Origin of the sequence: Paraburkholderia solitsugae (assembly GCF_013177695.1) — a bacterium.
Lineage (GTDB): Bacteria > Pseudomonadota > Gammaproteobacteria > Burkholderiales > Burkholderiaceae > Paraburkholderia > Paraburkholderia solitsugae.
The window spans coordinates 81,622-94,874 of sequence record NZ_WOEY01000053.1 but is presented as its reverse complement, the minus strand read 5'-3'; the positions used below and the strand labels follow the sequence as shown (position 1 = coordinate 94,874).

Below are 13,253 nucleotides of genomic sequence, written 5' to 3'. Positions count from 1 at the left end.
TTCCGGCCAAACGCTCCGACTCCGCCCGTCAACCACTGCACGTCTCGCTTTTGCGAGCGTCGTGGCCGCACGCGCGAATCTCGCGAACGTTAGCGCTAAAGCCAAAAAACAGCCGCTCATCTGACCGGAGCCGCTGTTCCGTCAGATGTTGCGACGGAACAGCCGGTCAACGCCCTCTGCGGCATTTCCTGTTTTTCCTCCCTCGCACCGCTGATCGGAATCGATACGGTCGTCATCGAGGTAAAAACATGTCTATTTTTTCGGGTATCTGGGTTCCGCTCATCACTCCATTCGCCGACGGCGAGGTCGATCATGCCGCGTTGCGCGCGCTGGTGCGCCGCTATGCCGACGCGGGCATTGCCGGGCTGGTTGCGCTCGGCACGACCGGCGAGCCGTCCGCGCTCGACGACGCCGAGCAGGACGCCGTGCTGGCGACGATTCTCGACGAGGCGCAAGCCGCCGCCCGCCATACACCCGCGCTGCCGGTGCTGGTCGGCGTGTCGGGCAATCGCACGGCGAGCATGGAGGCGCGCATCGAGCAACTGAACGCACTGCCGATCGCCGGCGTGCTGATGGCCGCGCCGTACTACATCCGGCCTTCGCAAGCGGGCATCGTCGGGCATTTCATGGCGCTTGCCGATGCGAGCGACAAGCCCGTCGTGCTGTACGACATTCCGTATCGAACCGGCGTGCGGCTCGAACTCGATACGCTCGTGACGCTGGCCGCGCATCCGCGAATTCAGGCGGTGAAGGATTGCGCCGGTTCGCTCGACACCACGCTCGCGCTGATTCGCGACGGACGCTTGCAGGTGCTGACCGGCGAAGACATCAATATTTTCAACACCTTGTGTCTGGGCGGCAGCGGCGCGATCGCGGCCTCGGCGCATCTGCGGCCGGAACGGTTCGTCGCGCTGTATCACGCGCTGTCGACGGGCCGGCTCGATGAAGGGCGGCGTATTTTTCATGAGCTCGCGCCGCTGATCCAGGCGCTGTTCGTCGAACCGAATCCGGCGCCCGTGAAGGCGTTGTTGGCCGCGCAAGGGCTGATACGCAACGAGTTGCGTATGCCGATGACGTGTGCCGGCGATGCGCTGGCCGCGCGGCTCAGGGAACTGGAAGGGCTTGATCGGATGGAACCCCACGCGGCGGCATTGTCGGCGTGAGTACGGATTCGCTTGCCGTGCGCATCGTCGCATGACGCACACGGCAAGCGCGCGGCGTTCGGAACCGCATCGGGTAGGCGACGTCTGGCACACGGCACACGGCACACGGCACACGGCACACGGCACACGGCACACGGCATCTTGCACCGCCATTGGTATTTGAGATGATGGTTCGTGATGCTAGGCGATAATCGGCGCCCTTTGTCCATTATCGCCACCGGCTTTGTGTCCGGTTGATGCCGCATCCAGTTAGTCTTGTCCGCCGATCTCCTGTGCTTCTTCAGCATGCCCAGCGCGCTGGGTGCATTCAACACGCCGAACCTGTCGACCGTGTGTTGTGCCGCCCGTGCGTGGCCTTGCACGTGCCGCATGGCACGCGCCGGGCGCCGCTGATGTCCTCCGTATTTCGCGTCGGCAGTCAACTGTCCAGCGGCTCGGTCAGCTTCGTCACGCGCCGCACCGCGCTGACCATCGCGGTTGCCTCGGCGTTCGGCGCAGCGGCGCTGGCGCTTGCCGCGGGCATCGCGATCGGTATGCATTGGCCGGCGCACGGCGGTGCCGGCGATCAGGCTGCGAATCGTGTCGAGCACGACTATGCGATCGATCAACTCGGCAAGCTGAACGCGTCCGTGGCGCAGATCGAACCGCGCATCGCGCGCCTGACGATGCAGGTCGGCGCATTGCGCGATTTCGAAGCACGTCTGAATACACCGCGGCCGGCGCCGCGCGCACCGGCCATCCCAGCCACGCCGGGCGCCGCCTCGGAGCCCGACATGTCCGCCACCGACAGCGAAGGCGAGGGCGGCCCTTCCTTACCGCCGCGCCGCTGTACGGATGTCATGCCGCCCCCCGCCAATCTTGCCGATGCCGCGCGCACCCGGCAACAGCTGGATTGCATCGCCGCGACGTTATCCGCGCTCGAGCAACAAACCGCCGACCACGCGATCGCGTACGCCGCTTTTCCCGGCCGCATGCCCGTCGACGGCGCGCGTTCTGGCTCGCCGTTCGGCAATCGCACCGATCCGTTCACACATCATTTGAGTTTTCATCCGGGTCTCGACCTGGTCGCCAAAACCGGTACGCCGATTCTTGCGGCGGCGGGCGGCCGGGTGATCTTCGCCGGCGAGAAATCGGGCTATGGCAACGCGGTGGAATCGATCACGGCAACGGACTCGTGACCCGCTACGGCCACGCGTCGCGCATCGTCGTGCATGTCGGGGATCTGGTGCTGCCGCGCCAGTATGTCGCCGATGTCGGCTCGACCGGCCGCTCCACCGGCCCGCATCTGCATTTCGAAGTGCTGGTCAACGGCGCGCCGGTCGATCCGGCTGCCTACCTCGCACTATTCGCACCCACGCCCCATGGTTGAGCGACGGTTTTCCCGCGATGCGGGCAGTCTGGCGCACCGCGCCTATACGTTGCAGCCCGCGCGGCCGCTCGTCCTTCGCGTGACGATGTGGGTGCTGGTGTGCGCGCTCGGCGCGGCAGGCGGCGCGGCGGCCGTTGCGGCCTGGCATGCGCAGCGCGCCGGCACACCGGCTGATCAATGCAGCGCGGCGCCGGCCGATGAAACCGCCGATCAGGCTGAACTCGCCCGTACACGGCTTGCGCTCGCGCAGGAATCGGCGGCGCGCGCCGCGGTGCAGAAAACCGCGGACAGCGCCGCCACCGACGTCGCGCGATTGAACGCCGAATTGCAGTTTCTGCGCGGTCAGAGCAAGACGAAGCCGCCGGGATAGCATCACGCGGCGAACATTTTCATTTCAAAGAGATACTTATGTTCAGCAAAAAAAACACGCGGGCATCCAGCAGACCAAGCTCGCCACCCTCATCGCACACGACGTGCGGATCACAGGCGACCTTCTGTTCAGCGATGGCCTGCGCATGGACGGCCACGTGAAGGGCAACGTCAGCGGCGAGCCGGGCACCCAGACGCTGCTGGTATTGAGCGACCGCGGCTCGATCGAAGGCAACGTGCATGGCTATGACGTGGTGGTCAACGGCCGGATCGTCGGAGACGTGATCGCCGATCATTTCGTCGAGTTGCAGAGCAACGCGCACGTGACCGGCAACATCTACTACCAGCAATTGCGGATGGATTGCGGCGCCTCGGTAGACGGCAAGCTCACCAAGCGTGACACCGCTCAGGCGGCGACGCCGATTCTCGTGTCGGTGGCCGATCCCGCACACGAGGCGCGCAAGGCCGGTTAACCGGCCGCGTTCTGCGTCAAACCGGCCCCCGGCAGCGACTGGCATCGTGCGGCCGCGTCGTGGCCGAGCGCATCGCTGCGCGGCGGCCGCGATTCGCTCAGTGCGCGCATTTCCCGTGCTTCGGCGAGACGCTCCAGCGCGCCGCGGTCGAGCGTGGCGAGCATGTCGCGTTCGACGATCAGATGGTGCAAGGCCAGCACGATCAGGCCGATGGTCAGCAGCAGATCACCAGCAAACACCACTGCATAAACCACCGAGGTAGTGCGAGGATTGCCGTACAGCAGTGTCGTGTTGGCGCGGTCGAGCAGCACGAGCACGAGCGGCACGATGGCGTTGAGCGTCGCGATACCACTCCCCACCGCTACCAGCATCCGTGCCGGTCCGAGTTGCGGACTGCGCCGGCGGTACACTTCATAGAGCGTCGCCGCGCGGCACGGCGCGAAAAACAGCGCCAGCAAGCCGGCCCGCACCGCCAGTGGAGCATGCCATGCCAGCGCGCTCCCATACAGCAGGCAGAACACGGCAGTGACGACGAGGCCGGCGCGCCAGCGCGCCGATGCACCGAACAGATCGCGCGTACCCGACCAGATCAGAATGCGGCTTTGCAACGCCAGGGTCGCGGTGGCCACCAGCAGCAGATCGTTGGGCCAGATCTTATGCAACGTGAAGCATGCCGTGGCGGTTGCAAGCAGGTAAAAGCCGACGGCCCAGAAACGGAAGGCGGCGACCTGCGCAAACATGCGCGAGAGTGCTGTCGTGATCAGGGCGCTGCACAGAAACGTGATCAGCCACACCGTTTGGAACGTTGCTACATCAATCTTCATGAAGTCTCCAGCAGCCAATCTGCCTGTTCCTGCTTATCGGTAAAACGAGGCCACGCAGCGGGGCGGGCCATCAATGGACGCACTGAGCCGCATAGAAACACGCGTTTCAAACAGATCCTGATGCTCATGCGGCCACCATTCTTCCGCGGAGCATCGCGCCGAAGCCGTCGGCGGTGAGCGGCTGGCCTAGCAGGAAGCCTTGCATCTCGTCGCACATCATCGACTTGAGCATATCGCGTTGCGACTCGGTTTCGACGCCTTCCGCCACCACGTCCATGTCCAGCGAGTGCGCGAGCGCGATGATCGCGGCAACGATCGCGCTGCCTTCCGGTCCGTGCTCGTCGAGCCCGTTGGTGAAGAAGCGGTCGATCTTCAACTGCTTGACGCGAAAGCGTTGCAGGTAGGCGAGGCTGGAATAGCCGGTGCCGAAATCGTCGATGGCGATTTCAAAACCACTGGCGTGGAAGGCGCGAATCATTTCGATGGTTCGCGGGGCGTCCTGCATCGCGACGGCCTCGGTGATTTCGAACATGATCTGCTCGCATTGCACGCCTTCGTCGGTCACGATCTTGAGCATCGCCGTGACAAGGTTCGGTTGCGACAATTGGCGCGGCGACAGATTGATCGCCACTTTCATCGACGGCAGGCCTTGCTCGATCCAGCGGCGAATCTGCCGGCATGTTTCGCGCAGGACCCAGTAGCCGATCTCTACAATCTGGCCTGAGCGTTCGGCAATCGGAATGAACTCGAGCGGCGCCAGCGAGCCGAGCAGCGGATGATTCAAACGGATCAGCGCTTCGGCACCCGCCAGCGAGTCGCCGCGGCCGCGGAACTTGGGTTGGAAGTGCAGTGAGAAATGGCCGGCGGTGAGTGCTTCGTGCAGCGCACTTTGAATGTGCAGCGTGCGCGTCGCGGCTTCATTCATGCTTTGTTCGAAGAAGCGATAGGTGCTGCGGCCCGCGCGCTTGGCTTCATACATGGCCGCATCGGCATGTTTCAACAGCGTGTCGACGGTATCGCCGTCGTAGGGGTAGAGCGCGATGCCGATGCTCGGCATCACCTGCAGCGGTTGCGAATCGGTCCATACGCCCTGACGCATCCGCTCGAGTACGTTCTCGGCCATCGCGCCGGCGTTTTCGCGTGAAGCCAGGTTCTCGGACAGCACGACGAATTCGTCGCCGCCGAGACGCGCGACGGTGTCGCTCGCACGCACGCACAGCAGAAGGCGCTGGGCGAACGCGGTCAGCACCTCGTCGCCGACCGAGTGGCCGAGCGAATCGTTGATGGTCTTGAAGCCGTCGAGATCCATGAACAGGATGGCGAACAGTGAGCGTTGCCGGCGCGCGTTATGGATCGCGCGTTCGATGCGTTCGGTCAGCGTGCTGCGGTTGGGCAGGCCCGTCAGCGTGTCGAGTGTGGCGAGCCGCACGATCTGACCGTTCAGGTTCGACACCGCGCCGGTCAGAAAGCTGGTGCGCGCATCGAACCGCGACAGCAACAGCGTGACGATCAGAATGGCAAACGTAAACAGGATCACCGAGGTGGCGAGCCACTCGGCGTTCACGCCTTTGGCCGCGCCGCACACGGCGCCCAGCGGAAACTCGGCGGCCGCCATGCCGGCGTAATGCATGCCGCTGATCGCGACGCCCATTACCAGCGCCGCGCCGAAACGCTTGCGCACCACGTGGCGTTCATCGTCGTTGCTGAGTGCACGCGCCATCCACAGCGCGGCGGTCGACGCGCCAATTGCGATCGTGAGCGAGCCGGCGAACCAGGCCGGCTGATAGTGGATGGCCGGGTCCATTTGCATCGCTGCCATGCCGGTGTAGTGCATGCCGGCGATGCCGAGGCCCATCAGCACGCCGCCGGCCACCAGCCGGGCCGGCGTGAGTCGTGCATGGGTTGTCGCGACCAGCGCCAGATACGACGCGCCGATCCCGAGTCCGAGCGAGTACGCGGTCGTCGCGAAGTCGTAGCCGAGCGGAATCGACAACGAGAAGGCGAGCATCGCGACGAAGTGCATCGACCAGATCCCGACACCGAGCGCCGTGGCGCCGCCCAGGCGCCACGCGTGCCGCAGACGTGCCGAAGCCAGCAGGAAGATGCGGCCGGTCAAATCGAGCGCGGTGTAGGACGCCAGCACCGCGACGGCGAACGAGATTGCGACCAGCCAAAAATTGTATGAGCTCTGCATGTTAAGTCCAACCGCAAAAGGGAAGCGGCTGAACTTGTTATCGACAGTTGGTGGCGTTTATTGAGTTGATTTTCAATATGTTAGCCATGGGGGTCGAGCATCGCGCGATTGGCTGTGGCTTATGCCAGGGTGAACCCTTCATCCAGCCAGCCCGTGACGCCGCCCACCATCAATTTGACGGGCCGTCCCAATTGCGCGAGACGCAGTGCGCCGCGTGCGGCGCCGTTGCAGGGTTGTGTCGCAAGAGACAATGGCTGAACGAGGCATCGCGGTCGATCATTCAACCGTGCATCGCTGGGCCATCAAGCTGTTGCCGGTGCTGGAGAAAGCGTTTCGCGGCCGCAAGCGCCCCGTTGGCAAGAGCTGGCGTGTCGACGAGACCTATATTAAGGTCAAGGGCCAATGGAAATACCTGTACCGCGCCGTCGACAAGGCCGGTAACACCATCGATTTTCTGTTACGGGCCCATCGGGACAAGACCGCGGCGCGTCGGTATTTCGAAGAATCGATCGCCCAGAATGGCGAACCCGAGACAGTGACTATCGACAAAAGTGGCGCCAATCTGGCGGCGCTGGAAGCCATCAACGCCGAGCGAGATACACCCATCAAGATACGCCAGACGAAGTACTTGAACAATATCATTGAGCAGGACCACCGCGCGATCAAGCGGCGTATCAGACCCATGCTCGGGCTCAAGAATTTTCGTTGCGCCCGCATCCTGCTTGGCGGAATCGAGGTGATGCACATGATCGCCAAGGGGCAGATGAAAAACAACTGCGCCCGACAGACTCCCGCCGAGCAGTCCTATTCCTTGGCTGCATAAGCATTCCTATCCATATCGGGTTTCGCTCGCGCTGGAATCGTTATCGCGACAAAACCCCTCGTTTCGCTGCGCCGGTTCGTCCACCACGCCCGGCTTCCATCACGTCCTCAAGGTAGCGCTCTACCACGCGCTGGAACTCCAGGATCGCCGCGTGACGGTCAACCACGCTGGCATCGTGGCTCAGCGTGACGGCTGCCTTCATAAGATGCTGCACGACCACGGCCCGGAACAAAGCTTCGTCCACGGACAGTCGCGGCGCGAGGGCGGCCAGCACGGATGCGATTCCTTTGCGCAATCTTTCGCGCACTCCGGTGGCGCCGGGCAGTGCGACATCTTGCGCGTCGACCAGCACCACGAAAGCGGGGTGCGTCGTGCGAAACGCCACGAAAAACGTCGTCAGCCGGCTCGCAACGACCGATACATCAAGCAGCGGCACCTCCTCGCTCAGCCGGACTAACGCTGCTTCAAGCTCGGTCACGTATTGCTCGATCAGCGTACCTGCGACCTGGTCTTTCGTCGGAAAGAACTGATAAAGCGAACCGATCGACGCTCCCGCGCGCGCGGCGATCGCTGTCATCGTCGTTGCTTCGTACCCTTTTTCGGCAAATTCCGCACTTGCGGCTTCCAGTAACGACGCCACCCGCGCATGTCCGCGGGCGCGGCGCGGCGCCTTCGCTTCGCCCGTATTCGGCGTTGACTTTTGTGAGGCCATTCTCATATACTGTTTGTGAGCACCCCCTCACAATACACCAGCGGCTCGCCGCTTTCAACGGAAGACCATCATGTTGCAAAAACTTGACCCCAAGACTACCGCTCTCGTTCTGATCGATCTTCAGGAGGGCATTCTCGGATTCGGGAAAGCGCCCCGCCCAGCCGCAGCCGTGCTGGCTACCTCGGCAACGCTCGCAAAGCGCTTCCGGGAAGTGAACGCGCCGGTCGTCCTGGTCCGGGTGGGCTGGAGCGCCGACTTCGGCGATGCACTGAAGCAGCCCGTCGATCAGCCCGTCGCGCTTCCCCCCGGCGGACTGCCCTCGAACTGGTGGGACTTTCCCACCGAACTGGCGGTGGAGGAGCGCGACATCAAGATCACGAAACGCCAATGGAGCGCTTTCTACGGCACCGAGCTCGACCTGCAATTGCGGCGTCGCGGCATCGAAACCATTGTGCTCGGCGGGATTTCGACGAACATCGGCGTCGAGTCGACGGCTCGCACCGCGCACGAGCACGGGTACTCGCTGGTGCTCGTCGAGGACGCAATGAGCTGCGGCGCGCCCGAGCATCATCATGCGTCGCTGAATTACATCTTCCCAAGGCTCGGTCTCGTGCGGCGATCCGCCGACGTACTCGAGGCGCTCGCCGGCTGATGACGCCCGATGGACAAGCACAGCGTGGCCGGAGAGAGGCGATGAGCAGCGAACGTCACACCGGAGCTTCGTCGCTCTTGCGCCGCGTCGAAACCGTGTTCGACAGGCGGGCGTTGGGTCGCGCCATGTTTGCGCTCGTCCCGCTGCTCCTGCTTGCAGTCATATCAGGCAAATCCGAGTGGCTTACCGCGGCAATCGTGCCGGTCGCGATGCTCATCGCGCTCGACCACTCGCAGCTTGCGCCGCTCGGCGTCTTCGCGCACGCTTTGGCGATCAGCGCGGGCTTCCTGATCCTGATGGCGTCGCTCGCGCACCCGCTGCTCTTTGTCGTAGCCACCGTCCTGCTGGGCATGGGATCCGTGCTGGTGACCGCGGGCGGCAGTGCCTTGCGCTCGCTCGGCAACTTCACGTTCATTCCTTCGCTGTATCTTGCTTGCGAAAGTGGGGAAGCGGTCACGCGGCAGGCGCTTATCACCCGCAGCGTTGAGGTCCTGCCGTTCCTGTTGATAGCGGCGTTGCCGATCCTGCTCGTTGCGTCAGTCGAGCACTTCCGCTCGCGTGAAACCGGCCAGCCGACTCTTGCGCATTTCGCAAAGTGGACTCGCCTCTCCCCAAACAGCAAGCGCAACGCATATATCGAGTTGGTGATCACCGTCGCGCTCGCGGTCGCTTGCGCTGCCGCACTTGTCGAATGGCGGCACGTCGATCATGGTCAGTGGATGATCTGGTCGGCCGCCAGCGTCGTTACCGGAAATGCAGCAAGCGCCCGGCAGAAGTTTCGCAGCCGGCTCACCGGGGCCGTTGTCGGCGTTTCCTTCGGAGTGGTCGTCGGGTTGATGATCCCTCATGCGTTATTTATGCGTGTGCTCGTTGTGTTCGCCGCAATGCTGACGCTCATCTGCATTCGTCCGTACACGCTCGCATTCGGCGTCCGGTGCGCCTGTGCGGCAATAGCTTTTGTATTGGCGGGAAAGCCGTGGATTTTTGGAGGCGAACGCCTGCTGAACGTGGCTGTCGGCAGCGCCATTGGGCTGCTTTGTGCGCTCACGGCATCCGCCATTGCGGCGCACATGAAAGACACGTGCCACTCCACGTGTGACTCCCCAAGACCCCGGCAGGACTGAGCGGGACTGCGCAGTCGCCTCTGATTAAGGGCGCACGAGCGTGCGGGCAGATTCGGTGTTTTAGACATTTGTATCGGCGAATTTCGCTGGCTGAGGAAGAGCGGCATGTCAAGAGTGCTTACGATCGAAGACGATGAAACTACCGCTAACGATATCGCAGTGGAGTTGCGGAAAGGCGGTTTCAGCGTCGATTGGGTCGACAACGGACGCGAAGGAATTGCGCGGGCAATGAGCGATGAGTACGACATCATCACGCTCGACCGCATGTTGCCCGGCGTGGACGGCTTGAGCATTGTGACTGCCATTCGCAGCGTGGGCGTGCACACACCTGCGCTGATGGTCAGCGCGCCAGGCGACGTTGATGAACGCATTCGCGGCTTGCGTGCGGGCGGGGACGATTACCTGACGAAGCCGTTCAACCTCGCCGAGATGGCGGCTCGTCCGGAGGTGCTGCTGCGTCGCCAGCAGGCGTCGGTAGCTCAAACAGAGACGACGCTGCGCGTTGGCGCTCTCGAGCTCGACCTCATCGCCCGCAAGGTGAGGCGTGGCAACGAGGAAATTGCGCTGTCGCAAACAGAGTACCGCGTGCTGGAGTTCATGATGCGGCATGCGGGCAGGACGATCACCCGCACAATGTTGTTCGAGGCAGATCGGGGTTACCACTTCGATCCGGGTTCGAAGCTCATCGATGTTCATATCGGACATCTGCGCAAAAAGATCGATCCGCACGACGCGACGCCGCTGATCAAGACTTTTCGCGGTGTCGGCTACGTCCTGAGCGTGAATTGAGAAAGGCCACTTCGCTCACGCAAACCCTCGCGTTTGCTCGACACTGGCACTCGACGTCCGTCCGGCTGCTGCTTCTCCATGCGGCTATCTTTTCGCTGTCGGTCATGGTGTTGCTCGGGCTTATCGGCTGGGCCGTCACAGGCAACATGGAGCGCGAGACGGACGCCATCATGTACTGGCAATTGGTCTACTTCGACTCCGTGGCGGACAGCGACTTAAGCGCGGTCGTACGCATACGGGTCGAACGCGAGCGCATGCACACCAACTACTACGGCCTCTTTACGTCGGACCACCGTTATCTCGCAGTCGACATGATGGCGCCTGGACGTGCGCGTGCAGGTGTCGAGCTATGGTGCGATCGTGAAACTAGTTGCATCTGGTGCCGGAATTGGCATCGTCGCGCGCTCGGCCATCGAGAGCGACTCAGGCAGCAACGTCGTGGTGCTCAAGCTCGCGGAACCCTGGGCTCGCCGCGACCTGTGCGTATGCGTATTGCGCAACACTGCGGTATTGAATCCGTTTCGGGACCGCTTGCGCGAAGTGCTGACGGACACGGAGGCGTTGCCGCCTGAGGGCGCTGCGCACCACAAGACTTAGCGCGAGACGACGTTCCAGCACTTGGAGATCACCAACGTGCAGCTCGTGTGGATCAACTTCGCGTGCACCGGTGCCCTCCAGGCGGCGCAGTGCCGGGCCGCTTGTAAGCTACGGTCAATTGAACAAAAAAGAAGAATGGGTGAAGGGAGGGAAAGGCTATCTGCGTGTCGCGTCGAGGCACGCGGCACACAATGGACATGCGTTCGTAAAGCCAGGTATGCTTCTCGCAGGCGAGCCTCGTGGCCCGTCCATTCGAGTCCAGACTCACTTCCCGGTGTGTTATCCCATGCATTTTGGCCTTGTCGACCTTCAAACCTTCGTTGCCGTCGCCGAAGCTGGCAGCCTTACGCACGGCGCAACCCGCGTCAACCTCTCGCTCGCGGCGGTCAGTGCGCGTATCCGGCAGATGGAGGAGGCGGTAGGTGTGCCGCTGCTGGAGCGTCGGCCTCACGGCATACGCGTCACGGAGGCGGGGCAGACCTTCCTGCGCCACGCGCGGGCCACCCTCGGCGCGCTACAACGCATGACGGACGACCTCGCACAGTTCTCCCAAGGGATGCGGGGGACCATCCGCATCCTCTCGAACACGAATGCACTTGTCGAGACGCTGCCTGGCCCGCTTAGCCGCTTTCTCTACGACAACCCCAACATCAACATCGAAATCGAGCAGCGTCCGAGCGATGAGATCATCGCGGCCATTGCGGAAGGAGTGGCCGATATCGGCATCATCGCTTCGCCGCCCGAGGGCGTGGCGCTCACGACGTTTCCCTTTGCCACCGACCGCCTGTGCGCGGTTGTGCCCGCAGTCGACGAACGTTTCGCGCTGCAGCGGGAGATCGCCTTTGCCGATCTTATCGAAGCCGATTTCGTTGGTCACGAACGCGGCTCGTCGATTCAGGTGTTCCTCGAAAGTCAGGCGAAGCGGCTGCATCGCACCTTGCGGCACCGCATCCAGCTTGGCAACTTCGCGTCGATTTGCCGCCTGGTCGAAAACGGTGTGGGCGTCGCGATACTCCCTGAGTCGGCGGCGCGGCGGTTTCGACGCTCGATGCGGGTGCGTCTGCTGCGCATCACCGACGCGTGGGCCGTGCGCAAGATCCTGATCTGCGTAAACGACCTCGAGCGGCTGCCTTCCTCCACCCGGCGGCTCGTCGAACATCTCGTGCGCCTTGGCGCCGCCACCGGCTGATAAAAAAGCACAAGAAGCGCCGGTTTCGGTTCGGGTTGAGTCTGGCTTCGCCAATCAGCGATTGTTCAGGAGCCGATGGGGACAGAGAATGAACCCCGTTGGCAATCGAACTTCTGGAGGTGAAGCAATGAATGCTCGCGACGTCGAGACGAAAACCCGGTCCTGGCTGTTCACTCCTGCGACGCGCCCCGAGCGTTTCGCCAAAGCCGGCCCGGCGGGGGCCGATGTGCTGATCGTGGATCTGGAGGACGCCGTGCGTCCCGAAGAAAAGACCATCGCCCGCCGCCAGCTGGGCAACCTGCTCAGCCAGCCGTTCAGTTCTACCGCCGCGCTCGCGGTGCGCATCAATACGCCGAACTCGCGCAACGGTCTGGATGACCTGGCCGCGTTGCTCGACGCGAAATTTCAACCGGCTTTCATTGTGATCCCCAAGGTGGAGGCCGCGCAAACGGTCCTGCAGGTCGAAGCGCTGCTGCGCGAAGTCGCGAGCGACGCACGCGTGGTACCGCTGGTGGAATCGCGCCAGGGCGTCGTGGTGTTGCCGGAGCTGCTTGCCACCGCCTCGCGTGTCGCGGCGGTCATGTTCGGCGCGGGGGACTATGCCGGGGACGTTGGCGTGCAGCCTGCGTCGTTCGCACTTTCCGTCGCACGCGTGCAGATTTCGGCCGCCTGCGTGGCGAGCGGCATACGCGCCATCGACGCGCCATGCTTCGAGATCGGCAATAGCGCCGCACTCGAGCACGAAATCGGGTTTGCCGCCGCGAACGGGTTCGACGGCAAGGCGGCCATCCATCCTTCCCACATCGGGCCCATCAACGCGGCCATGACACCGGACGCCGCAAAGATCGACTGGGCGCACCGCGTGATCGAGGCCGCACGAGAAGGTGCGGCGGTGGTCGACGGCCGTATGGTCGACGAGGCGATCGCCCGTGAGGCGCTGCGCGTTCTGTCGCGTGCCTAAGCGCTTTTTTTCAA

The 13,253-nt window shown here is 63.3% G+C and carries 11 protein-coding genes and 4 pseudogenes; 11 read left to right on the top strand and 4 right to left on the bottom strand.

Annotation, left to right across the window (positions count from 1 at the left end; genetic code table 11):
* Positions 1 to 248: 248 nt before the first annotated feature.
* The 4 genes and pseudogenes from dapA (at position 249) to GNZ12_RS13210 (ending at position 3,374) form a co-directional block, all read left to right on the top strand.
* The gene (dapA, locus tag GNZ12_RS13225) at positions 249 to 1,163 is read left to right on the top strand and encodes a 4-hydroxy-tetrahydrodipicolinate synthase (protein WP_172310745.1); all 915 of its coding nucleotides are present in this window, start codon (positions 249 to 251) and stop codon (positions 1,161 to 1,163) included.
* A gap of 392 nt (positions 1,164 to 1,555) precedes the next feature.
* Positions 1,556 to 2,532 (top strand): annotated as a pseudogene (locus GNZ12_RS13220) (M23 family metallopeptidase).
* The gene (locus GNZ12_RS13215; RefSeq protein WP_172310744.1) at positions 2,525 to 2,902 is read left to right on the top strand and encodes a hypothetical protein; all 378 of its coding nucleotides are present in this window, start codon (positions 2,525 to 2,527) and stop codon (positions 2,900 to 2,902) included. Before GNZ12_RS13220 ends, GNZ12_RS13215 begins: the two are co-directional and overlap by 8 nt.
* A gap of 64 nt (positions 2,903 to 2,966) precedes the next feature.
* Positions 2,967 to 3,374, top strand: coding sequence for a bactofilin family protein (locus GNZ12_RS13210; RefSeq protein WP_407947698.1), 408 nt, complete (start codon positions 2,967 to 2,969; stop codon positions 3,372 to 3,374).
* Here the strand turns inward: GNZ12_RS13210 and GNZ12_RS13205 are convergent.
* The 3 genes and pseudogenes from GNZ12_RS13205 to GNZ12_RS44310 all read right to left on the bottom strand — a co-directional run.
* Positions 3,371 to 4,198 carry a hypothetical protein gene (locus GNZ12_RS13205; protein WP_172310743.1) on the bottom strand — a complete coding sequence of 276 codons (828 nt, stop codon included), beginning with the start codon at positions 4,196 to 4,198 and terminating at the stop codon, positions 3,371 to 3,373. The two genes, GNZ12_RS13210 and GNZ12_RS13205, sit on opposite strands and share 4 nt — an antisense overlap.
* A 124-nt stretch (positions 4,199 to 4,322) precedes the next feature.
* A pseudogene (locus tag GNZ12_RS13200) lies at positions 4,323 to 6,395 on the bottom strand (putative bifunctional diguanylate cyclase/phosphodiesterase); the annotation flags it as partial.
* Positions 6,396 to 6,511: 116 nt separating this feature from the next.
* Positions 6,512 to 6,628: pseudogene (locus GNZ12_RS44310) on the bottom strand (rhodanese-like domain-containing protein); the annotation flags it as partial.
* Between the two features lie 5 nt (positions 6,629 to 6,633).
* Between GNZ12_RS44310 and GNZ12_RS13195 the strand changes: the two are divergent.
* Positions 6,634 to 7,215: pseudogene (locus tag GNZ12_RS13195) on the top strand (IS6 family transposase); the annotation flags it as partial.
* Positions 7,216 to 7,255: 40 nt separating this feature from the next.
* Here the strand turns inward: GNZ12_RS13195 and GNZ12_RS13190 are convergent.
* Positions 7,256 to 7,927 carry a TetR/AcrR family transcriptional regulator gene (locus GNZ12_RS13190; protein WP_172310741.1) on the bottom strand — a complete coding sequence of 224 codons (672 nt, stop codon included), beginning with the start codon at positions 7,925 to 7,927 and terminating at the stop codon, positions 7,256 to 7,258.
* Positions 7,928 to 7,997: 70 nt separating this feature from the next.
* Here GNZ12_RS13190 and GNZ12_RS13185 point away from each other — a divergent pair, with 70 nt between their 5' ends.
* The 6 genes from GNZ12_RS13185 to GNZ12_RS13160 all read left to right on the top strand — a co-directional run bounded on the left by GNZ12_RS13185 (position 7,998) and on the right by GNZ12_RS13160 (position 13,239).
* Positions 7,998 to 8,579: a hydrolase gene (locus tag GNZ12_RS13185; protein WP_172310740.1), complete on the top strand. Its 582-nt coding sequence runs from the start codon at positions 7,998 to 8,000 to the stop codon at positions 8,577 to 8,579.
* Between the two features lie 41 nt (positions 8,580 to 8,620).
* Complete coding sequence (locus tag GNZ12_RS13180) at positions 8,621 to 9,703, top strand: FUSC family protein (protein WP_172310739.1); 1,083 nt, start codon at positions 8,621 to 8,623, stop codon at positions 9,701 to 9,703.
* 105 nt (positions 9,704 to 9,808) lie between these two features.
* Complete coding sequence (locus GNZ12_RS13175; protein WP_172310738.1) at positions 9,809 to 10,492, top strand: response regulator transcription factor; 684 nt, start codon at positions 9,809 to 9,811, stop codon at positions 10,490 to 10,492.
* A gap of 327 nt (positions 10,493 to 10,819) precedes the next feature.
* Positions 10,820 to 11,089, top strand: a complete 270-nt coding sequence (locus tag GNZ12_RS13170) for a LysR substrate-binding domain-containing protein (RefSeq protein ID WP_328805991.1) — start codon at positions 10,820 to 10,822, stop codon at positions 11,087 to 11,089.
* Positions 11,090 to 11,375: 286 nt separating this feature from the next.
* Positions 11,376 to 12,278 carry a LysR family transcriptional regulator gene (locus tag GNZ12_RS13165; protein ID WP_172310737.1) on the top strand — a complete coding sequence of 301 codons (903 nt, stop codon included), beginning with the start codon at positions 11,376 to 11,378 and terminating at the stop codon, positions 12,276 to 12,278.
* 127 nt (positions 12,279 to 12,405) lie between these two features.
* Complete coding sequence (locus tag GNZ12_RS13160; protein ID WP_172310736.1) at positions 12,406 to 13,239, top strand: aldolase/citrate lyase family protein; 834 nt, start codon at positions 12,406 to 12,408, stop codon at positions 13,237 to 13,239.
* Positions 13,240 to 13,253 lie beyond the last annotated feature (14 nt).

Bases quoted from the DNA above. Each gene is read 5' to 3' on its own strand.
- GNZ12_RS13190 (WP_172310741.1), bottom strand. From the start codon at position 7,927: ATGGCCTCACAAAAGTCAACGCCGAATACGGGCGAAGCGAAGGCGCCG.
- GNZ12_RS13215 (WP_172310744.1), top strand. From the start codon at position 2,525: ATGGTTGAGCGACGGTTTTCCCGCGATGCGGGCAGTCTGGCGCACCGC.
- GNZ12_RS13165 (WP_172310737.1), top strand. From the start codon at position 11,376: ATGCATTTTGGCCTTGTCGACCTTCAAACCTTCGTTGCCGTCGCCGAA.
- GNZ12_RS13180 (WP_172310739.1), top strand. From the start codon at position 8,621: ATGAGCAGCGAACGTCACACCGGAGCTTCGTCGCTCTTGCGCCGCGTC.
- GNZ12_RS13160 (WP_172310736.1), top strand. From the start codon at position 12,406: ATGAATGCTCGCGACGTCGAGACGAAAACCCGGTCCTGGCTGTTCACT.
- GNZ12_RS13205 (WP_172310743.1), bottom strand. From the start codon at position 4,198: ATGAAGATTGATGTAGCAACGTTCCAAACGGTGTGGCTGATCACGTTT.
- GNZ12_RS13175 (WP_172310738.1), top strand. From the start codon at position 9,809: ATGTCAAGAGTGCTTACGATCGAAGACGATGAAACTACCGCTAACGAT.
- GNZ12_RS13185 (WP_172310740.1), top strand. From the start codon at position 7,998: ATGTTGCAAAAACTTGACCCCAAGACTACCGCTCTCGTTCTGATCGAT.
- dapA (WP_172310745.1), top strand. From the start codon at position 249: ATGTCTATTTTTTCGGGTATCTGGGTTCCGCTCATCACTCCATTCGCC.